Genomic DNA, 20,799 nt, shown 5'->3' on the forward strand with positions numbered 1-20,799 from the left:
GTATTACAATTCATCGATTGAAAAATCATCTATTCTTAGAGGAGCAGGTTGACGGTAAAAAGCACACAAAGCATTACGAAAATGCTGTGCACGCTCTGGTAACCCTTGATTGCAATAACGCAACACCTGTTTATAGATTGCTTGTTTAAAGGCTTCCGTATCCACTTCAGTTCCATTTAAATTATCAATACTTACCCGAAATTTATGCCCGGCAGCCATAGAAAGAATCCACTCCAAAGCCTGTGGCTTCACTTCAACCTTCTGAAACAAAGTTTGCTGCTCCTGGTTGCGCCCATCAGGGGCATACCAATAACCAAAATCGACCAGTTTTCTTCTTTCATCTCCAGCAATAAGCCAATGAGCACATTCATGCAAGGCGCTGCTAAAAAATCCATGTGCGAAAAATAACGCATGATAAGGCCTCTGTTCATCTGCGGGAAGATAAATTGGCTCATCCCCTCCTCTAACCAGACGAGTATTGTAGTCCTTCTCAAAACAATAATTAAAAATATTAATTAGATCTTCTACGTGATGCACGAATCGTTACGAAATGATATTAATGACAATTGGGCTATTTTATATAAAACTTAAGTAAAATACGAATGATTAAAATTCTTTCTATCTAGCGAAGCCTTTGATGCTTACCTATCTGATATTGATTATACTCTTTTTCCAAAGCAGATTTTAACTCTTTTTCATTATCCATACCTATTTTGGCTACCAAAGTTAAAGAATGCTTGATATGCACAGCCTTTGCCTTGGGTATCTGAAGAGAAATGACTTCGTCATGCGAGGCAGAATTCATGCTTGCTAATAAGGCTTCTTTTTTAGATAGCCCTCCAAAACGTTTCTCGGGTTTATCCTTAAGAGGAAGAAATTCTTTTTGTTTCAGAAGACAACGAGTTACCTGATAATAGGTATTAATTTGCTTATAAGTTAAATCGATCGCGGTTTCGTTCTTATAGATATCCATTCCAGAATTTCTCGGTGTAGAAGGTTGATGAAGTTTGGCCAGTTTTATCTCATTTTCGTCTGGTGCCTTCTCGTTACCCTTTAAAATAAAATCAAACATCCCAGCCCAAATGTTTTTGTCTTCTTCATTATTACTTAAGCCAAAAGACAAGTAAAAAATTCCACTGGATATTGCAAAAACAGCAAGAGTACCTATTGAAACAATGGCTGGAATAATTCCTGCAGCACTCAATCCAATAAGAGTGCCAATAGCCAATAAAGGAATAATACCGAATACGATTAACGGCCATTTTTCTGCAATAGAGTGTATTACAGGCCTGATTAAATAAGTATAAGGAGCCAGGCCAAAATAATAAAGAACACCTCTCCCTAAAGAATAAAGCCAGAAATTCCTTGCCTTCCTTTTGGCATTTTGTTGTTCCGCAGAAACATAGGTAAATTCTGTTTCAGCAAATCCGGCATAATTCAGAAAATGATCACAAAAAAGGTTGGGGCCTTGTTTATCTTTTGGAGGCTTGACATGCAAAATATTCCACTCCTTTTTCCACACCCCAAAAAAGGATACAGGATCGTTTCCCTGTTGTTGCACAACAACCAAAGGTTTCTTTCTGATTTTACCCCATTTATCGTACTTCACTTTATCATCAGTATCATGAAGTCCTGCGGGATTTAAGGCATCCACTCTGGAAAGGTATTTTCCCATGTCAATAGCCAAAAGAAGACTTAAAGAACCTCCAAGGCTTATACCACACACATGGATTTTACCGTTTTGATTTAAAATCCAGTCCTTAATTCGGTCTCTTCCATTCTTATACAAAGAATAACCAACCGTTTCAAATCCTTTTAAATCAGTATTTAATTGGGAAATGAATCCTTGACCAGCAGGATATGTGGTTCCCATAAAGATTAAATGAGACTGTGCGTTTGGATTATCTATTGGCTCAAGCCCATAAGCAAAAACCCTATCATTATCCCGCAAAATCAGATCATTCTCCCCACGATGATTTGTAAGTTCTATGGGCTTGATGTAATAGTCAACCATAACCCATTGATCATTGATTCTCTGGGGAATTTTAATTGACTCATAAGGATTTAAATCAAACAAAGGTAAATAGCTAAGACAGTTACTTAGGTAAAGTTGTATTTGTTCATTTTGTTGCGGATTAAATTGCCTGCCATTTAATTGGGTAAATAATGCATCAAAACCCTTCTGAAAGGCTAACCGAAACTCTTTCAGCAATAAAGGATCTCTTTGCACGTAAATAGCTTTGAAAGTTTCCCAGGAAAATAATTCTGTCCATGAAGTATTCCAGCCCATCATTAACAATCGCAAAGTATTACGAATAACAACGGCTCTTTGCTCTTCAGGGGGCAAGTCTCTTTTAGATTCAAACTCAGCATTCTCAATAAAGTTTAAATTCAAACCACCTTTAAAGCTTGTACACTCCATCATCATAAAAACCCCTGAATAGCTTGTTTTCAACTATGAGTTCAAGACAATTAAAATCACGGAATTTTAAATGACTGATTCTCTACGAACCGCTGTTTGCCAACAGTATCCACAAAGTAAATTGCGCTCTGATGTCTCGGACAGTTCAACGCTCGCAGGTTGCTAAACGAGTCATTTAAAAAGCAAGTAACTGTAAATTACTATTAATTAAAATTTGAAATTTTAGCACAATAATAAATGTTATTGCTAATAATTCAAACCTAAAGGGCTTATTTTGCCCAAAAAGATGAGGCTGTCTAACCAGATAGCTAAACCCCATACTTAAATGCATTAGATATAATATAACTTGCTTATTCTTTTAAAAAAATACTATGTAGAAGAAGCAAGTTTTATTGAAATGAATTATTAATAGCTGCAGCCCGCACTATAATTTTTCTTGCTGTAATGACTTGGCAACTGAAGGGCGAGCTTGCATAAGATCCATAAATTTTGCCAAATGCTCATACTGAGATAAATCCAGTTTGAAATATTTTGCCCAGCTCACCATAACAAACAAATAGGCATCAGGTAAACTAAATTCATTTCCCATTAAATAAGATCCTTTTGCCAAACGAGCATTGGTATAAGCAAAACGGGTCATGACCAAAGGCGTCAAGATTTTGGATTTTAATTCCTCTGAAACAGTGGGATTAAAAAACATTCCAAGAGACTTATGAAGCTCTGTAGAAATATAATTTAACCATTCCAGAGTATGATACCTTTTACTATCTCCAACAGCAGCTAACAATTTTTGTCCTGGAGTAGTATCTGCCAGATACTGCAGAATAACCTGATTTTCAGTAAGGACATCGCCGTTATCAAGAACCAGGGTTGGAACCGCTCCTTTAGGATTAATTTTGAAGAAATCATCGCCACCAGCTGTTTTTTTGACTTTTAAATCGACCTCTTCATCCTGAAAGTTTAATCCTAATTCATTGAGTATAATACGAACCACTAATGAACAAGCACCTCTGCAATAATATAATTTCATGTTCACTCCTTTGATGATATTGAAATAACAACATTTAAGTTAGCATAAAATGCAGCAAAAAACTTGAAATGTAAAAAATCATATAATCACAGAGGAAGGTCATGCATAAGGTCTATTTAATCAGACCAGGTTATTCAGGCTCTATACAAAGCGATTCGATATGCTCTTACCCCCTGATATTGTCATAACAATATTTAATACGGGCATTTGGAGTATTTGAGATCCCCCTCAATTTCATTGATCAATTTCATAGTAGCTGATTCCCTAACAATAAAAGAATCCCAAAAATAAGTTCTTCTTAATGTTTGTAAATCAACGCGATTTTTTTCCTTCCACTGCTGGATACCAAATAGCAACTCATCAATAGATTGATTTTTCTGTGAACCAATGATTTGCAAATATAAATTTTTTAAACTGTTGAATTTTCGCTTGGTCATTGGCGAATTAGGCTCAAGAACAGGCAACTGCTCTATTCTCTGATAGAGTTTCATGGCTATTAAACGTTTTTCTTTATTAAACCCGGGATGGATAGGAGGCGGAGGTAGAGGTAAAACATAAAAGGGGATATTTTGGCTGGGCTTGCCAAAATCCAATTGAGTTTTATAAGGTAAGTTTATAAAGAAACAAGAGGATATCGATGAAGAAATGGGGGTTTTTGTAACCGCCTCAATTAATTTTATTGCTGAATGCCGGCAGGTATTGCTTGTATTGATTTCATGAACTTCATCATTAAGTGCCTTCCAATGAGAACCGGCTGGGAAAACACGAGAACTGGTTTGCGAAAAGTAGACAAAGTTTCCATTCTGAACAAACGGTTTAAAGCATTCAAATTGATTACTCTCAGTTTGAATAGACTCAAGATAATGAACAAATTCACAATATTGATCATAACTAATATCATAAGCTTGATAAGAAATAGGTACAGAACCTTTACGTTTTCTTGAAACTCCTTCGTCTTCTAACTTTGCTTTGCTACTCGCAAAAATGGCACCACCTAAAGCACTATAAATGCTCATGCATCGTTTAATGCCCTTGGTTTGATTTGGTAAATCAAAAATCTTCCCTACTCTGCACAGTAGATGAGGTACCTGGAAGTCATCATACACACCTAGCATAATAAATGAGTGCTGATTGATTTTGCCTATCGAAATAAAAAAGTGATCTGTTTCTTTATTAATACAGATTGCCATGTGATTCTGTCCTCAATACCTAATAATGATAAATAATAACTTAGCTTGCGCATTGCAAGTATGGATAATTTTTAGCGATGACTTTGTCTATCTTCAAGCACAGTTCATGGATATGGTTGCCCATTTTTGATTTCCCATTGCCAGAGCCACCTTTCCCATTCAAAGCCACAACAACGGTTACATTATTACAAGGATTCCACAGATACATCACCCTGTAACCTAAAGTACTACCCTGATAGGTCCAAAAACGCTGCCTGGAATTTTTATCATAAAAATAACCAACTCCCAATCCAAAACCGCCGGGCTCCTCTTCTGTAACTGTAGGAATAGGCAACCCTGTTTTTACTGAAACCACTGACTTCAATTCGGATAAAACTTCGTCTCTGAAATCAGGTTCTATAAGTAAACCATGATATAGTAACTGTACCCAACGACCGACGTCTTCGGTATTAGCAACAATAGCGCCTGCCGCAGCAGCCCAGGATAAATCATTGGTTATCGTATCGATTAATTTTTCATTATCCTCATCATAAAAATAGCCATGGACTCTTCTATCTCTGATTAGTTTTTCGACTTCTGTACCATGTGGTCCTGCAGGATAAAATGAATTGTTTAATCCATTATTTGGATTAATAATTCGTTGTTTTAACTGATTTTCAAAAGTATCTTGAGTCACTTTTTCAATAACCATTCCCGCAAGAATATAATTAGAATTGGAATACTCATACCTGTTTTCTCTGTTGGTTTCTATAGGTTTTTCAGGATGCGCATAACCTAACAATTCCTCATCACTCCAGATAGCCGCCAAATTTTCTTCCATTTTTTTTGCAAATTCCGGATCTTCGGAATAATTGGGGATACCACTGGTCATATTCAATAATTGTCTTAATGTCACATCTTTCCACTCTTTGTATTGAGGCAGCCATTTACCCAAAGGATCATCCAGTGATAATTTGCCCTCAGTCTGCAATTGAAGCAAAATCAATGAAGTGAATGATTTGGTAATGCTTCCAATATCAAACAAATTCAATGAGGTAATTTCCTGAGACAGTGGAGGATATCCCATAGTTCCTTTGACAAAGGTGGCAATATCTAATGCATTCTTATTTTTCTCTTGAGGAATAAACACTGAGACCGCAATAGCAGTAAATTTTTCTTTGTTGTGATAAACCTTGAAATACTTGCTCATTTCCTTTTGAATTTTATGATGAGATACAACAGGAGATTCAGCTGCGCTGATATTGTAAGATAAAAAAGCCAGGCAGAAGACAAGCAGAAAACCAACTAAGTTATTTATTTTCATGGCGAAAAACACATCAAATGAAGTACAAAATTGGCCATTTTAACCTGACAGAGTCAAATAGATCCATAAAATAAAAAAAACAGGAAATGTCGTGTTGAATATACGACAAGCCTATTCGTATTCTCTTCAGCCAGGAGCAATGAAATCCAGCTAAATTGTGGCTTTCATTGCCCACTTGGAATATGAATACTTATCCAAATACAGATCTTTTTGCATTCCGCTTAAAATCAATAGATATTTAGATTCTAAACAGCACTGGCTCTGGCACGTATTTTCTCCAAAGCCTCTTCAAGGCGTTTGATTGATTTGTTTTTACCTAACAAAGCCAAAGTCATGTCAATGGAAGGAGATGTTCCGGCTCCGGTCACAGCGACGCGCAACGGTTGAGCGATTTTACCTAAATTCAAATCAAATTGCAGGCTCACATCATTGATGCATTCTTGAATTTTATCATTTTTCCATTCGTCAAGTGCTTTTAGGCGCTCATGCAATACCATTAAAGGCTCCAGAACAACTGGCCGCAAGTATTTTTTAACAGCCTCTTCATTATATTCAATGCTATCAGTATAAAAATACTGACTAATCTGACACATTTCTGCTAATGACTTGCATCTCTCTGCCTGTACTGCGACCAAATCCTTCAAATCGGGACCTTTATTCAAATCCATTCCTGCCTGTTCAAAATGCCAACGCAACGCGTTGGCAACTGATTCTGCAGAGTCACTTTTTTGATAATGCTGATTCAACCAATACAACTTATCATAGTTGAAACTTGAGACGCCTCGGCTGACATTTTTTAAGTCAAAGCTGGCTATCATTTCTTCTACGCTAAAAATTTCCTGATCACCATGAGACCATCCCAAACGAACCAAATAATTCAATAAAGCATGAGGTAAAATACCCAGCTCCTTGAACTGCAGGACGCTTACAGCGCCATGTCGCTTTGACAGTCGTTTACCATCATCACCCAAGATCATCGGCAAATGGGCAAAAATAGGTACCGGAGCATTTAAGGCATTGAATAAATTAATTTGCCTAGGTGTATTATTGATATGATCATCCCCACGAATGACATGAGTTATTTTCATATCCCAATCATCGATAACTACAGCAAAATTATAGGTAGGATGTCCATCAGAGCGAACCAAAATCAAATCATCCAGTTCGTTATTATCCACATGAATATCGCCATAAACCTCATCATGAAAAGACACTATACCCGCATCGGGATTTTTAAAGCGGATAACATAAGGAGCTCCGCCATCAGGAAGGTTTTGATTCCTGCAATGCCCATCATAGCGGGGTTTTTCCTTAGCTGCCAATTGGGCTTCTCTTAAAGCGTCCAATCTTTCCTTACTGCATTCACAGCGATAAGCCTTTCCTTCTTCCAATAGTTGTCGGGCTACTTGCTGGTAACGGTCATATCGTTCAGTCTGATAATAAGGACCTTCATCGAAATTGAGCCCTAACCAGGACATACCGTCTAAAATAGCCTGTACAGACTCTTGTGTCGATCGCTCCCTATCCGTATCTTCTATACGCAGTATAAATTGCCCATTGTGATGTTTTGCATACAACCATGAAAATAAAGCAGTCCTTACCCCACCAACGTGTAAAAAACCTGTAGGGCTTGGGGCAAATCGGGTTCTAACAGTCATAATATCTTCCATTGTAAGGAATAAAATAATCAAGCTATAATAGCCGAGTTTACCATGAACGCAAAGATTCAACTGCTGAATTAAGACTAAAAGGAGCTATGTTGAAAAGTATTGGTATTAAGTATCAGCTAAGAATCACTACTCTTATTCCTGCCTTTTTAGTTGCCTTGCTTTTTGCCTTTTTTTATAACGGTCTATTTGGTAAAGATCTAAAGCAGCATATGTCCAGACTGGGTGAAGCCTACATTAGACAATTACTCCCAGCCGCCCAGTATGCCATGCTTCGCAATGATTATCGTACATTACAGGGTTTAATCAATGCCTCAACCATTAATCCAGAGGTAAAGGCTTTGGCATTTTATAATGCCGATGGTCGATTAATTGCTTATCGTGGTGGCAAGCACTCTATTCATAAACCCTTCAATCCGCCTGACTATACCGGTGACTACATTGAAAGTAAGCAAATTAATCCATTCACCATTAATTTTATAGCGCCGATTACTATCCCAAAGTTCAATTTGTACTCCAGTACAGAATTCAAAGAGCCTTCTACGCCTAAAGTATTTCAAGCCGACGATATATTAGGCTGGCTATCTATTGACATTGATACACAATCACTCCTTATAAAACGCTATCAAATGCTTATTGTTACCATTTTTATTACTCTCTTCGGTTTACTCATGGGTTTAACAATTCATTACTTCTTGTCTAAACGAATTTACATGCCTATTGCTCGATTGCGTAGAAGTATGAAACAAATTTTAAGTAATGAATTTGAAACAGAAATTCGTGTTTCAAGTCCAGGAGAATTAGGAATAATTGAAAAAGGTTGCGCTCATTTGCAACGACAATATTTAAATACGGTTCGCGATCTGAATCACCATATTGAAATCGCTACCGCAGATCTGCAACAAAGTCTCGAACTTCTGGAAGAAAAAAACATTGAGCTATCACTGGAGAAGAAAAAAACTGAAGAAAAAAGCCGGCAAAAATCAGAATTTATTGCCAACATGAGTCATGAAATACGTAAACCAATGAATGGAGTGATTGGTTTTACCAATGTTTTATTGGAAAGCAAGCTGGATCCTTTACAACTGGACTACGTTAAAACAATCAAATCATCAGCGCAGGATTTGTTAAGTATCATCAATGATATTCTGGATTTTTCTAAAATTGATGCGGGCAAATTAAATCTCGATTGCATCCCGCTAGACATAAGAGGCTGCATTGATGAGGTTTTATCCCTGGCAAGCCCCAATGCGCACAAAAAAGGAATAGATTTAATCCCGATTACAGACATTAATGTGCCCAAAATGGTATTGGGTGACCCTTTAAGAATCAAGCAAATCATCAGTAATCTGGTGACCAATGCAGTAAAATTTACAGACCATGGATACGTTCTTATACGCACTAAAATAGAGCAAGAAACAGATAAAGATTATACCTTGCTATTTGCCATTACGGATACGGGAATAGGTATTTCACCAGAGGATCAAACGAAACTGTTTACTGCCTTCAATCAGGCAGATACCAGCATCACACGCCGTTACGGTGGATCAGGATTGGGCTTGGTGATATGTAAAAAATTATGTGAAGAAATGCATGGGCGCATTAGTCTAACCAGTGAAATAAACAAAGGCTCTACTTTTAGCGCACGCATTAAAGTTGAAAAACTTGTTGCTTATGAGATTGAAAAAAATCAAACTCATCGTTTCGCCCATTTAAAAATCATTTGCTTTGATGACAATCCTCTCCATTTGGAAGCAATGGGTAATGGCTTGGGCTTTTGGGGTATAGAAGCTATACGCGTTGATTCATTTAATAAACTTTCCCGAACATTGACAAAACATAAAGATTGCAAAATTGCCTTTATTAATGTCAATCAAGGATGTGAGCGTCAAGCCGCTGAACTCATTGCCAAACATAAGCAAATTCCTTTCGTATTAATTTCCAAATGGCCTATCAATGATTTTGCGGCGCTAGGTGCTCGAGGATTTCTTTACAAACCTATCAGCATCCAAAAGCTTCAGGATTTGATTGAATCGATAGCTAATGAAAACCAAACTGAGAAAAATACTAACCAGGAACTGGATACTTTACGCGAACAACTTCGCTTTCTTCATCCAGAGCTACTGATTGCAGAAGACAACCCAGTCAATAAAATGCTATTAACATCCCTATTAAACAATAATGCCAATATAACAACGGTTGATGATGGCGAAATGGCCTTTACTGCTTGTGAGGATAAAAAATTTGACATGATTTTACTGGATCTGCAAATGCCAAAACTTAATGGTTTGGAAGCAGCCAAAATGATACGCCAAAAATCCCTAATGAATAAACACTCTCCTATCGTTCTCATTACCGCCAGTAGCAGTGATCTGAGCTCCATCGATATGAAAAAATCTGGAGTTGATTATTGTTTTCAAAAACCTATAGATGAAAAACAATTGTTAATCCAAATTCTTCGCATCGTTGATAAAACCAAACATGCTGCCATCGATTGGCAATTATGTGTTCAGAAAGTTTCAGGTAATCAAGCGCTTGCTGAAGAGTTCCTCGCCAAATTTATAGAAGAATTATATAAGAATCGTGAAGAATTTATTGAGTTAATGCATCAAAAAAACGTAAAGGGTCTGGCTGATTTGGCTCATAAATTACATGGCGCCTGTTGTTTTTGTGGTGTGCCTATTTTACAAAAGAGAGTAGCTCAATTAGAGAAACTTGCAAGACGAACAGCTAATGCTGATAATTTAACCGAAGCCTTTACTGATTTAATACAAAGTATTGATGCAGTGATTAGTGAATATGAAAATCAGTATTCGCAATAACAGTTAATGAAATAAGAGTATAAAAAATGCTCTTGTATGAAAACCAATTTAAAAACCTGTATCAACCCAATAAAATAACTCTATTTTTGGAGAAAAAATGTCAGTTAAAAATGCAATCTACGCCCAGTCAGGTGGTGTGACCGCTGTAATTAATGCATCCGCTTGTGGCGTCATTCAAACCGCCAAACTCTTTCCAGATCAAATTGGTAAAGTGTACGCTGCAAAAAATGGCATTATTGGTGCTTTAAATGAAGAATTAATCGATACTTCATTAGAAAGTGAAGAAGACATTGCCAGGTTAATGCAAACTCCCTCCGGTGCTTTTGGCTCCTGCCGCTATAAATTAAAAGACAATGGGGAAGAGTATCAACGCTTGATTGCTGTCTTTAAGGCTCACAACATAGGCTATTTTTTTTACAATGGTGGTGGAGACTCTCAAGATACCGCCCATAAAGTATCCCAATTAGGTAAAACGATGGGCTATCCTATTACTTGCATAGGTATCCCCAAAACAGTAGATAATGATCTGCCTTTTACAGACAATTGCCCCGGATTTGGGTCAGTCGCGAAATACATTGCCATTTCAACCAAGGAAGCTGGTTTTGATGTCGCGTCCATGGCAGCCTCATCCACGAAAGTGTTTATTCTTGAAGTGATGGGAAGGCATGCAGGCTGGATTGCCGCAGCAAGTGGGCTGGCAGGGGAAAATCCGGGCGAACCGCCACATATTATCCTATTGCCTGAGGTCCCTTTTGAACCAACTCGTTTTCTAAAAAAAGTGAAAGGCTGTGTAGACTCTTATGGTTATTGTGTGATTGTTGTATCAGAAGGTATCCGCAATAAGGAAGGAAAATTTCTCAGTGAAGCGGGATTACGTGATGCATTCGGCCATGCCCAATTAGGTGGTGTTGCACCAGTCATCGCCCAATTGATTAAATCAGAACTTGGCTTTAAATACCATTGGGCAGTCGCAGATTATCTTCAAAGAGCAGCTAGACACATAGCCTCACAAGTTGATTTGGATCAAGCTTATGCTTTAGGTAAGGCTGCGGTGGAGTATGCCATAAAAGGATATAACGCGATTATGCCTATTGTCATTCGTGAACAAGATGAGCCTTATCAATGGTCCATAGGTCAGGTACCTCTCGCTGAGGTAGCTAACCAGGAAAAAGCTATGCCATCAGAGTATATAGCCGAAGATGGTATGGGAATTACAGACGCATGCAAACGTTACCTGTCCCCTTTGATTCAAGGTGAAGCTTATCCCAATTACAAAAATGGATTACCGGATTATGTGCGATTAAAAAACCAGTTAGTCGATAAGAAAATTAATTCAAATTAAGGACGACAGTAGGCTGGACGATATTTACTAATCAGGGTGCCGCCAGTGCAATCCCAAGTGAGTATTCTGCCCGTAGCGTCTAATGTAGGAACCATTGTGATGGTACCATTACCTGCGTTTGCGGTGTAGGTAATGGTAATAATACCTTGATTACCAATGACAATAGAAGCAACATTAATTGTAGGGGCAGGACTGTTATAGCCCGTATCTGCCTGATTTGCTGGCAAGGTATTATCAATTAAACTAGTTTCAACAACTGCTAATTTAGCGGCTGAAGCCATTCCCAGTCCTTCAACCACTCGTGCTCTGATGGTATAGTCCTGATAGGCTGGAATAGCAAGAGCAGCCAAAATTCCAAGGATAGCGGCAACGATCATCAGCTCGATTAAAGTAAACCCTTTCGTTCTCATAACGCCACCTGGCATTGCATCTAATTAAAATTACGCAAATACAATGCCAACTTTATGATTTAAAAACCTTTCTGCTGACTAAATAGCTTGACAAGGCTTTTTTTCAGAACATTCTTAGGCCAATAACTCATTGGTGGAACTTGGCCAAATAAAAAACCGCCATTGAAAGGCGGTTTTTATAGTTAATTTAACCTGTTATGGTCTGCAACTGGCAGGTCGATATTTAGCCAATAAAGTACCACCCGTACAAGTCCAGGTTACATCACCATTAGCTTGTAAGGTTGGGGTCATAACAATGGTACCACCACCAGCTGCGGCAGTATACGTTATGGTAATAACACCGTTAGCACCAATAGCAATTGACGCTACATTGGGCGTAGCAGCAGGAGACACGTACCCCGTTGCCGCTTGAGTAGCTGGTAAGGCATTGTTAGTGATAGCCGTTTCAGATACGGCAAGTTTTGCAGAATCTGCTAAAGTCAGACCTTCAGTAACACGAGCTCGTATTGTGTAATCTTGATAGGCTGGTATAGCGATTGCTGCCAAAATGCCGATAATCGCTACGACTATCATCAATTCAATTAATGTAAAACCCTTTTGTCTCATGACCATCTCCATAGTTAACTATCCATTAGTATAATGCAAGCATAATGCCAACTAACAGCCAATATCCCAAAGCTATAATATCCACTATATTAAATAATCATTTAACGCAAAAAACACTGTTTTTTGCCCCAAAAAGTCAGTAAAGTGAATAGTCAAAGCATTTGATAAAATAAACTATTTGTTATTAAATAACAATAAATTGACAACTTTTGTCACATTCTGACAATTGTGTTTAAATGATGTGACAACGATACTCCAAATGGATATACTCCCAATTTTGTAAAATAGCGCCGAGTAAATCATGTCACGTAAACAACGCATTGAAGAAAAACTAATCCCTGCATTATCTCCTCTTTTTTTAAGCGTTGAAGACGAGTCCATGAACCATCACGTTCCACCAGGCGCTGAAACACATTTTAAAATCATAGCCGTTTCAAATCATTTTAATGATTTAACCCGAATTAATCGTCATAAAATCGTTAATCAACTTCTTAAAGACGAGTTTACTTTGGGGCTACATGCATTAAGCATGCATTTATATACCGCTAATGAATGGACTTCTCAACAGCAATCAGTACTTAAATCCCCTGCTTGCAGAGATGGCTATAAAAACAAATAATTTTAATGAAAAAAGTTCACCTCCAAGCTTGATTTATTTTATAATGCTTATCTTTTTATCAAATAGAAAAATCAATGAAAACCTGGTCCTCTGAAAAAATATCCGTCCTTGCTTTAGTGCTACTCATCACCGGAGCGATTGACAGCATTAGAAATTTGCCAGGTACAGCACTCTTTGGTTCCACTTTGATTTTTTTCTTTATTTTTTCAGCGATTATCTTTTTAATCCCGGTTGCTTTAGTTGCCGCTGAACTTTCCTCAACCTGGTCGGAGGAGGAAGGTGGCATATACAGTTGGGTTAAGCATGCCTTTGGGGAAAATGTTGCCTTTTTTGCCATTTGGCTGCAATGGATAAACACCCTGGTATGGTACCCAACTATTTTGTCCTTCATAGCAGGCACAATTTCTTATTTAATTAATCCGGAACTAGCACAAAACAAATACTATCTTATCAGCGTCATTTTGATTATTTTCTGGTCATTAACTTTGATAGGCCTATCAGGTTTACGTGCTTCTGCTGCCTTTGCCAGCTTCTGTGCAATAGTTGGAATGATAGTCCCTATGGGATTTATCATCCTTCTGGCTTTTATTTGGTTAATCCATGGTCATCCTATTGCCATCGACCTGAGCCTCTCCAATTTGCTACCGCAATGGAAAAACACACAATCCTGGGTTTCTCTGACAGCGATTATGACTTCTTTCCTCGGTATGGAGCTTGCCGCAGTTCACGTGCGCAATGTTAATAACCCGCAGAAGAACTTTCCCAAAGCGATGTTTTTTTCGGTCATTCTCATTCTGTTCACCATGATTCTGGGTTCGCTGGCGATCGCATTCATCCTGCCTAAAGACAAAATCAGTTTAGTAGATGGGGTTATGAGAGCATTTAGTAACTTCTTACAAGTTTATGATTTGAATTGGCTAATGCCTGTATTGATACTCTTGTTATTGCTGGGTACCTTAGGCAGCATGATCAACTGGATTATTTCTCCAGCCAAAGGCCTACTGATGGCAGCAAAACATGATTTTCTGCCTGCTTCGCTATGTCATGTGAACAAACATGGCATGCCAGGAAAAATTTTGATACTGCAAGCCATTCTGGTGACTTTATTATGCAGTGGCTTTCTCTTATTCCCTACAGTCAATGCGATTTATTGGTTGTTTACTGCTCTTAGTACAGAACTGTATATGATGATGTATGTGATGATGTTTATTGCAGCCTGGCATTTGAAGAATAAATTCTCAGACATGGAAAGGCCTTTTGCTATTCCAGGAGGCAAACCGGGTTATTACCTAACATGCCTGTTAGGATTAATAGGTTGTACTGTCACTTTATGGGTCGGTTTTATTCCTCCAACGGAAAGCATTAATATCGGAGGAACAACCCATTACCGTATGATCTTTTCCTTAGGCATCCTCCTAATGTTGCTGCCTGCAGCCTTAATCTATTGGCGTAAACGATACATTACCAAATCAAAAGCGCTTAATGCCCCTGTTTAAATCATCGATATGATGGTTGTACCCCGTGGCTTGTTCACGGGGATCAGTGTTTTACCGGAGATCTCCTGGATCCCGTGGATAAGCCACGGGACGTCGAAGATCAGTACAGTACTGGGTTATCAGAGATGAATTTAATTAAAATAAGGCTTCAATGTTTGTTGCACATCGAGATTCAATTCGCCAGTATTCGGATTGATAGCACTAACCGTATCACCTAAATAGCCTATCGCCCAGAAATACAAGTTATTCGTCCCTATACCACTTTGGGTAAGATAGGGCATCAAGGCCTGGGTAAAAAAGTTTTTCCCTTCAAAAGATTTCCAGGAAGCCTCTCCTAAAACAATGGGATACCCAGCTTTGTACAGGAAACCCCAACTCCAATCGAAACGCAGGTTACTTGCATCGCCAGGAGCTGTTTCCCAACCAGCCACTTCTCTTGGGTAAACATGAGGTGAGAAAACCAAGTGACCATTATTTCCCATATTATCATCACCCAACAGCCAACTGACGGTTTCTGTGTCAATATCTGGAACCGCCAGTTGCAATTCATTACTAAATTTTTGTACATCAAATTGCGCTATGTTTTGTTTAGCTAAATCCTTATTCAGGAGGGGTTTAAAGTCTTCGCCCCAGTTCCCTTTGAATGCTACAACCTCTTGATCATTACCACACTGCCCTGGGTCACGCCAGTGTGCGTAGCCAGAATCCTCTTTAATATTGGCTTTTGGCACACAAATTGTAGGATTGTCCATATCATCATTTCCGCCTCCAGATCCTTCAACAAAAAGCAGCAAATCAGGATTGACCTGATGCACTGCCTTGGCAGCGGTGCCTATCACTTTAATCCATGAAACCTGACCATTTTTTGCTTTAAACCAGCTCAATTGATAAGGCTCATTAAAAACATCAATGCCGATGACATTGTCCAACCCGCGCTGTTTAATTTCCTGGGCAAGTAGAACTAAATCCTTCTCATATTGAGCCATGCTATAAACAGTTCCATCCCTCATTCCATCGCCATAACCATAACGATGGTGAAAATCAATCATCACATTGATATTGTGTTTTTTCATTTCGGCAAGTACCGTCCAGAAAGCCTGCTTCGGACTCACCGCTTTTTCGCACGATTGGCCATTAGACTGCCAGGATTTGCAAAAAAGACCATTACCGGCTTCAGGTTGTGTTTTGTCAGAAAGCCACTTGTTGAGATCGACTTCCCCACTGTCATCATAAAGCACCCCTGGTTGTATAGGCAAACGTACGGTCTTGAACTCTACCGCTGTACTGCTGTTTACACCAGAATCCGCCATAGACCAGGGGTGAACCAATAAATCCATTAATCCATTCCGAGGTTTGGATTGAGGCATGGTGATATTATAAAAAGGATTGCTCTGCAATCCCTGAAAAACATTAGTGTCCTGAAATCCTGACCAGGACACTCCATTGATAGTCACCCTATTCCCGCTTTTGTCATAGATTCTACCTTGGCTGGTATAATAAGCATTCGCATCCAGGATGAATGCAAACAGTAAAATCCAACTGCTATACTTAAATAGTTTCATGCGCTTTTCCTCATTAAAATAACCATAAAGTTATTGTCAAGTTGGTTAAAAGCTCATTATTTAACCACAAAACTACAATATTTGAACAGTATAATCATTAATTTTTCAAAAATATTACAAAAAGATGTCATTTCGATGTGCTGAAAAATAGTCAAGATAGTCACTCCATTATGATGAAAATTGAGTAGCGACCATACGGAGTGAATAAAATCATTCCCTCATAGGAAAAACGATAAATTACAACGAGTTATACATTGAAAGTATCAAGAAAATATTGCTGAGCCAAAATCAAATCTTCTTTTGTATTAATATCCTGTAAAGGTTCTTCGCAGGCCTCATCAACCCGGATTGAGGAACCTGACCATAGGATGCGCAATTGCTCCAAACACTCTATTTGTTCCAAGGTACAGGGTGGCCAGCTAACGAATTCCAGTAAAAAGGCAGCACGATAAGCATATAAACCGATATGCCTGAAGGTATTGGAATAAGCGCTTTTATTATCTCTGTGAAAAGGTATCGCGCTTCTTGAAAAATAAAGAGCGTGATTATCTCGAGTGCACACCACTTTAACCACATTAGGGTTATTTAATATTTCAAGGCTACTAATAGGCCAGCATAAAGTAGACACAGGCGCCTTTGTCTTTGTTAAAGAGCAAGCAACTTGATGAATTAATTTGGGTCGGATAAATGGCTCATCACCTTGCACATTGACAATCACATCATCAGGGGCATAATTGCCCTTGGCAACCACTTCTGCAATTCGATCAGTTCCAGATTGATGCGTAGGCAAGGTCATCACAACCTGAGCCCCAAATTGGGTAGCACAATTGGCTATCTCCTCATGATCAGTGGCAATAATCACTGATTGTGGTTCTGCCTGGAGCGCTTGCCTGTAAACTCGCTCAATCACGGTAATACCATTAATTTCTTGAAGTAATTTGCCTGGAAAACGACTGGAATGATATCTGGCCGGTATAATCACATGAAAATTATAATTCATAATTTATCTTTCTCTTCCAGAGGAATCAAACGCGCTTCTTGTTCCAGCATCACAGGAATATCATCACGAACTGGAAATGCCAGCCTGTCAAATTTACAGATCAGTTCCTGTTTTTTAAAAAGCAATTTTCCTTTACATAAAGGACAAACCAATATTTCCAATAGTTTTTTATCCACGCGAATCTCCTTGAGTAACCTGATTACGCACATACACCGGTTGTGCCTGTGCCACAGAAACTGCCTTGATATCAGCTTTCTGTGCCAAGCGTATCATAGCAGACGCTGTCGGAAAAACAGTTAATACTTCACTAATTTGTGATTTGATCTGCTGTGGAAAATCCATCCAGTACAAATCAATCCCAACTCCAGCCAAAATAAAGGATTGATTGGCTGGCAACTGAATATCTTTTACTGCATTAATCCTATCTTGAGCTAAGAATTGCTGCTCCAAAAAGCAACTCCAATACATTTCATGCATACGAGCATCCAAAACAGTCAATACAGGCTGATTAAAATCCTCTTTTATTTCCCGAGTTGTCCAGGCAATTGAGGCTAAACTACTCACAGGAATAAGCGACAGATCATTAGCATAAGCCAAACCTTTAGCGATACTACAAGCGATTCTCAATCCTGTGAAACTTCCAGGGCCACATCCAAAAATGATTCCATCCAATTGATTAAGATGCAATTCCGCCTGGGCCATCAATTCATCAATCATAGGTAAAATCAATTGAGCATGGATTCTTTGACTATCCTGCTCCTTGCTTATGATTGTGTTATCTACAAGGATGGCAGCACTGGCCAGTTCGGTTGATGTATCAATCGCTAACAGTTTCATAATTTAAAGCCAACTCTTTAATAAAATGCAGTACTTTTTTTTCATCTCGGGTTTTCGGAAGACTAGGTAGACTGGCCAAAATGGTTCGGCCATATTCTCTACCAGTCAAACGTGGATCCGCTATCATTAACAAGCCTTTATCGGTGATATCACGAATCAAGCGCCCTACTCCCTGTTTTAGTGCAATGACGGCATTTGGCAACGATAATTCATCAAAACCTGAAAGCCCTTTTTTCTTTAAATAAGCCATTCGGCCTCGAATTACAGGGTCAACGGGGTTAGCAAAGGGTAATTTATCTATAATAACACAAGAGAGTGCCTCTCCTTTGACATCAACACCTTCCCAAAAAGTGGAAGTGCCTAAAAGAACAGCATTTCCCAATTGCCTGAATCGAGCCAGGAGAATAGGCTTTGCCTCATCGCCTTGAATCAAAAGTGGATATTTTAAAGTATTGCTCAGCATTTGAGCAACTAATTTTACTGCTTTATGACTGGTAAACAGGAAAAAGCAACGACCTCCACAAGCCTCGATAACAGGCAAAGCCTTTTCCAACAAAGCGTCATAATAATGGGCATCCTTAGGATCGGGTATTCCTCGAGGCAAATAAAGCAGAGCCTGTTGCTGGTAATCAAAGGGGCTGGATAATAACAAAGTCTGTACTTTATCTAATCCCAGAGGTTTACAAAAACTATCAAAAGCCGATGCCATAGTCAGTGTAGCCGATGTAAAAATATAGGCACATGACTGAAGTTTTAATAATTGACTAAATGACTCAGCAACGTCATAAGGGGTGGCATGAAAAACGAGAGTGTGTTTAAAACGCTCCAACCAACGAATTTTATTATTATTTTCCTCAGTGAAGGAAAGCAAGATGGCTTCCAAATCAAAAAGGCGATCTTTACATCTTTTTAATCCGGGAATATCCGTGGCATCTTTTGACTCCAGGCATTGAACCAACTCATTCTTTAAAGATAACCAGGCATCCCACGCCTCCATAAACTCTTTATTTCGTTTAACCAACTCCCAACTGACTCGTTCCTCTCGAGTCGGTAAAGCATTTAGTAATTGATCCACCAATTTGTCTGCTTTATGACTTATGAACTTTAATGGTTGGTTGGCTAAATCCAGAATTGGCCACTCATTAAGCATGTCATCCACCAAGTCTCTAAATTGACATGTTCCCAGGCGTTCCCCATTGAAATTCGAAGCGATGTCTGCAAGCTGATGAGCCTCGTCAAACACTACGACATCAACACCAGGTAATAGTTCACTGAAGCCTTCTTTTTTTAACTGGGAATCAGCAAAAAAAAGATGGTGATTGATGACAACAATATCTGCTTCCATCGCTCGCTTGCGGGCTTTCACTAAAAAACAGGTTTCATGATTGGGACATTCTGCACCAAGACAGTTGTCTGTAGTGGATGTGACATAATACCATACCGGGGAGTCTTCATTAATTTCAGGCAATTCAGAACGTACTCCTTCTGTCATTTGCGACAATTTGTCTCTGACATGTAGTATTTCATGTGCGCATTGAGGGCTTTGAAACTGCCCTTCCTCAGCGTGTCTCTCAACTCGATATTGACAAATATAATTAGAACGTCCCTTTAAATTCTGGATTCGTACTGATAAACCCAAAGCTCTAATCAGGGTTGGCAAATCTTTTTGAAAAAGTTGATCCTGAAGAGTTTTGGTTGCTGTAGAGATAAGCGCCTTTTTACCACTTAACAGGCAAGGCAACAAATAAGCAAAGGTTTTACCTGTTCCCGTTCCTGCCTCTGCTACCAAAATCGATCGCTCAACAATAGCATTGGCTATAGCTACTGCCAAATCGGCTTGTGGCGCTCTTGCCACAAAGCCAGGAATTGCAGTAGATAGTCTTCCCTTCTCACTGAGAATTCGCCGACAAGTTTCAGCGAAGGTGGTTATTTCTTCCACTCTTTTTGCAAATATTGAAGTTTATCCTTGACTTCTTCCCAATCCTTGGCATCAGCGGGAGCATCCTTTTTAGCAGTAATATTAGGCCAGGTTTTGGATAACTCGGCATTTAACTGTTTAAATTGTTGTTGTTCGTCTGTTAAATCATCTTCTGAAACAATAGCATTCACTGGACATTCAGGCTCACACAGGGCACAATCAATGCATTCATCGGGGTGAATCACCAGGAAATTAGGCCCCTCATAAAAACAATCTACAGGGCATACTTCTACACAATCGGTATACTTGCATCGTATACAACTTTCCGTTACTACAAAAGTCATAGCAAACCTTAAAAATGTATCTTTAAGAAATGACTCATATTAAAGCATAAAACACCCTCTTGATGATAGAGGACCATGATATTTTTATACCACCTGGCCTCCATTATTTAGAACCAACCTGAAATCACAAATACCAAACTAACAGCCTCATATATTTCCTTGATGACTATATAATGTACTTGAACTCTCAATGCAGATATGTTAAATTTGCTCATTTTATTTATATTTTGT

General features: G+C 38.7%; 18 protein-coding genes. 4 read left to right on the forward strand and 14 right to left on the reverse strand.

What is annotated here, in order from left to right; genetic code table 11:
* Window positions 1-3 precede the first annotated feature (3 nt).
* The 6 genes from EL201_RS09780 to gltX all read right to left on the reverse strand — a co-directional run bounded on the left by EL201_RS09780 (window position 4) and on the right by gltX (window position 7,603).
* Complete coding sequence (locus tag EL201_RS09780; RefSeq protein WP_027222085.1) at window positions 4-537, reverse strand: elongation factor P hydroxylase; 534 nt, start codon at window positions 535-537, stop codon at window positions 4-6.
* Between the two features lie 85 nt (window positions 538-622).
* Window positions 623-2,428 carry a lpg1907 family Dot/Icm T4SS effector gene (locus EL201_RS09785; RefSeq protein WP_027222086.1) on the reverse strand — a complete coding sequence of 602 codons (1,806 nt, stop codon included), beginning with the start codon at window positions 2,426-2,428 and terminating at the stop codon, window positions 623-625.
* A 418-nt stretch (window positions 2,429-2,846) separates the two neighbouring features.
* Window positions 2,847-3,452, reverse strand: a complete 606-nt coding sequence (gstA, locus tag EL201_RS09790; RefSeq protein ID WP_027222087.1) for a glutathione transferase GstA — start codon at window positions 3,450-3,452, stop codon at window positions 2,847-2,849.
* Window positions 3,453-3,646: 194 nt separating this feature from the next.
* Complete coding sequence (locus tag EL201_RS09795; RefSeq protein ID WP_027222088.1) at window positions 3,647-4,642, reverse strand: hypothetical protein; 996 nt, start codon at window positions 4,640-4,642, stop codon at window positions 3,647-3,649.
* A 40-nt stretch (window positions 4,643-4,682) separates the two neighbouring features.
* Entirely contained in the window at window positions 4,683-5,945 is a 1,263-nt protein-coding gene (locus EL201_RS09800) for a serine hydrolase domain-containing protein (RefSeq protein WP_027222089.1), read from the reverse strand.
* A gap of 245 nt (window positions 5,946-6,190) precedes the next feature.
* Window positions 6,191-7,603 (reverse strand): glutamate--tRNA ligase, encoded by a 1,413-nt coding sequence (gene gltX, locus EL201_RS09805; RefSeq protein WP_027222090.1) that lies wholly within the window; start codon window positions 7,601-7,603, stop codon window positions 6,191-6,193.
* Between the two features lie 98 nt (window positions 7,604-7,701).
* On the opposite strand from gltX, the gene letS reads away from it, so the two are divergent.
* Both letS and EL201_RS09815 read left to right on the forward strand, forming a co-directional pair.
* Entirely contained in the window at window positions 7,702-10,434 is a 2,733-nt protein-coding gene (gene letS, locus EL201_RS09810; protein ID WP_027222091.1) for a two-component system sensor histidine kinase LetS, read from the forward strand.
* A gap of 97 nt (window positions 10,435-10,531) precedes the next feature.
* Window positions 10,532-11,776 carry a 6-phosphofructokinase gene (locus tag EL201_RS09815; protein WP_027222092.1) on the forward strand — a complete coding sequence of 415 codons (1,245 nt, stop codon included), beginning with the start codon at window positions 10,532-10,534 and terminating at the stop codon, window positions 11,774-11,776.
* Here EL201_RS09815 and EL201_RS09820 read toward each other — a convergent pair.
* A complete protein-coding gene (locus EL201_RS09820) occupies window positions 11,773-12,186 on the reverse strand; it encodes a pilin (protein WP_027222093.1) in 414 nt (137 codons plus the stop codon). The genes EL201_RS09815 and EL201_RS09820 overlap by 4 nt on opposite strands.
* A gap of 195 nt (window positions 12,187-12,381) precedes the next feature.
* Window positions 12,382-12,792, reverse strand: a complete 411-nt coding sequence (locus EL201_RS09825; protein ID WP_011214168.1) for a pilin — start codon at window positions 12,790-12,792, stop codon at window positions 12,382-12,384.
* A gap of 301 nt (window positions 12,793-13,093) precedes the next feature.
* Here EL201_RS09825 and EL201_RS09830 point away from each other — a divergent pair, with 301 nt between their 5' ends.
* Together EL201_RS09830 and EL201_RS09835 are read left to right on the forward strand one after the other, a co-directional pair.
* Entirely contained in the window at window positions 13,094-13,411 is a 318-nt protein-coding gene (locus EL201_RS09830; protein WP_027222094.1) for a BolA family protein, read from the forward strand.
* A gap of 74 nt (window positions 13,412-13,485) precedes the next feature.
* Window positions 13,486-14,907, forward strand: a complete 1,422-nt coding sequence (locus EL201_RS09835; RefSeq protein ID WP_027222095.1) for an APC family permease — start codon at window positions 13,486-13,488, stop codon at window positions 14,905-14,907.
* Window positions 14,908-15,038: 131 nt separating this feature from the next.
* Here EL201_RS09835 and EL201_RS09840 read toward each other — a convergent pair whose 3' ends face one another.
* The 6 genes from EL201_RS09840 to fdxA all read right to left on the reverse strand — a co-directional run bounded on the left by EL201_RS09840 (window position 15,039) and on the right by fdxA (window position 20,568).
* Window positions 15,039-16,469: a cellulase family glycosylhydrolase gene (locus EL201_RS09840; protein WP_027222096.1), complete on the reverse strand. Its 1,431-nt coding sequence runs from the start codon at window positions 16,467-16,469 to the stop codon at window positions 15,039-15,041.
* 247 nt (window positions 16,470-16,716) lie between these two features.
* Window positions 16,717-17,469 carry a 3-deoxy-manno-octulosonate cytidylyltransferase gene (gene kdsB / locus EL201_RS09845; protein ID WP_027222097.1) on the reverse strand — a complete coding sequence of 251 codons (753 nt, stop codon included), beginning with the start codon at window positions 17,467-17,469 and terminating at the stop codon, window positions 16,717-16,719.
* A complete protein-coding gene (locus tag EL201_RS09850; protein ID WP_010947637.1) occupies window positions 17,466-17,645 on the reverse strand; it encodes a Trm112 family protein in 180 nt (59 codons plus the stop codon). The genes kdsB and EL201_RS09850 overlap by 4 nt, the downstream gene beginning before the upstream one ends.
* Window positions 17,638-18,309, reverse strand: coding sequence for a tRNA (adenosine(37)-N6)-threonylcarbamoyltransferase complex dimerization subunit type 1 TsaB (gene tsaB / locus EL201_RS09855; RefSeq protein ID WP_027222098.1), 672 nt, complete (start codon window positions 18,307-18,309; stop codon window positions 17,638-17,640). Before tsaB ends, EL201_RS09850 begins: the two co-directional genes overlap by 8 nt.
* Window positions 18,287-20,245 (reverse strand): DNA repair helicase YoaA, encoded by a 1,959-nt coding sequence (locus EL201_RS09860; RefSeq protein WP_027222099.1) that lies wholly within the window; start codon window positions 20,243-20,245, stop codon window positions 18,287-18,289. The genes tsaB and EL201_RS09860 overlap by 23 nt, the downstream gene beginning before the upstream one ends.
* Window positions 20,233-20,568, reverse strand: a complete 336-nt coding sequence (gene fdxA, locus EL201_RS09865) for a ferredoxin FdxA (protein ID WP_027222100.1) — start codon at window positions 20,566-20,568, stop codon at window positions 20,233-20,235. The genes EL201_RS09860 and fdxA overlap by 13 nt, the downstream gene beginning before the upstream one ends.
* Window positions 20,569-20,799 lie beyond the last annotated feature (231 nt).

Origin of the sequence: Legionella pneumophila subsp. pascullei, from assembly GCF_900637585.1 — a bacterium.
GTDB lineage: Bacteria > Pseudomonadota > Gammaproteobacteria > Legionellales > Legionellaceae > Legionella > Legionella pascullei.

Coding starts and splice junctions, on each gene's coding strand:
- EL201_RS09785 (WP_027222086.1), bottom strand. CDS start 2,428: ATGATGATGGAGTGTACAAGCTTTAAAGGTGGTTTGAATTTAAACTTT.
- EL201_RS09835 (WP_027222095.1), top strand. CDS start 13,486: ATGAAAACCTGGTCCTCTGAAAAAATATCCGTCCTTGCTTTAGTGCTA.
- fdxA (WP_027222100.1), bottom strand. CDS start 20,568: ATGACTTTTGTAGTAACGGAAAGTTGTATACGATGCAAGTATACCGAT.
- gstA (WP_027222087.1), bottom strand. CDS start 3,452: ATGAAATTATATTATTGCAGAGGTGCTTGTTCATTAGTGGTTCGTATT.
- EL201_RS09795 (WP_027222088.1), bottom strand. CDS start 4,642: ATGGCAATCTGTATTAATAAAGAAACAGATCACTTTTTTATTTCGATA.
- EL201_RS09800 (WP_027222089.1), bottom strand. CDS start 5,945: ATGAAAATAAATAACTTAGTTGGTTTTCTGCTTGTCTTCTGCCTGGCT.
- EL201_RS09815 (WP_027222092.1), top strand. CDS start 10,532: ATGTCAGTTAAAAATGCAATCTACGCCCAGTCAGGTGGTGTGACCGCT.
- EL201_RS09820 (WP_027222093.1), bottom strand. CDS start 12,186: ATGAGAACGAAAGGGTTTACTTTAATCGAGCTGATGATCGTTGCCGCT.
- kdsB (WP_027222097.1), bottom strand. CDS start 17,469: ATGAATTATAATTTTCATGTGATTATACCGGCCAGATATCATTCCAGT.
- EL201_RS09825 (WP_011214168.1), bottom strand. CDS start 12,792: ATGAGACAAAAGGGTTTTACATTAATTGAATTGATGATAGTCGTAGCG.
- EL201_RS09840 (WP_027222096.1), bottom strand. CDS start 16,469: ATGAAACTATTTAAGTATAGCAGTTGGATTTTACTGTTTGCATTCATC.
- gltX (WP_027222090.1), bottom strand. CDS start 7,603: ATGACTGTTAGAACCCGATTTGCCCCAAGCCCTACAGGTTTTTTACAC.
- letS (WP_027222091.1), top strand. CDS start 7,702: ATGTTGAAAAGTATTGGTATTAAGTATCAGCTAAGAATCACTACTCTT.
- EL201_RS09830 (WP_027222094.1), top strand. CDS start 13,094: ATGTCACGTAAACAACGCATTGAAGAAAAACTAATCCCTGCATTATCT.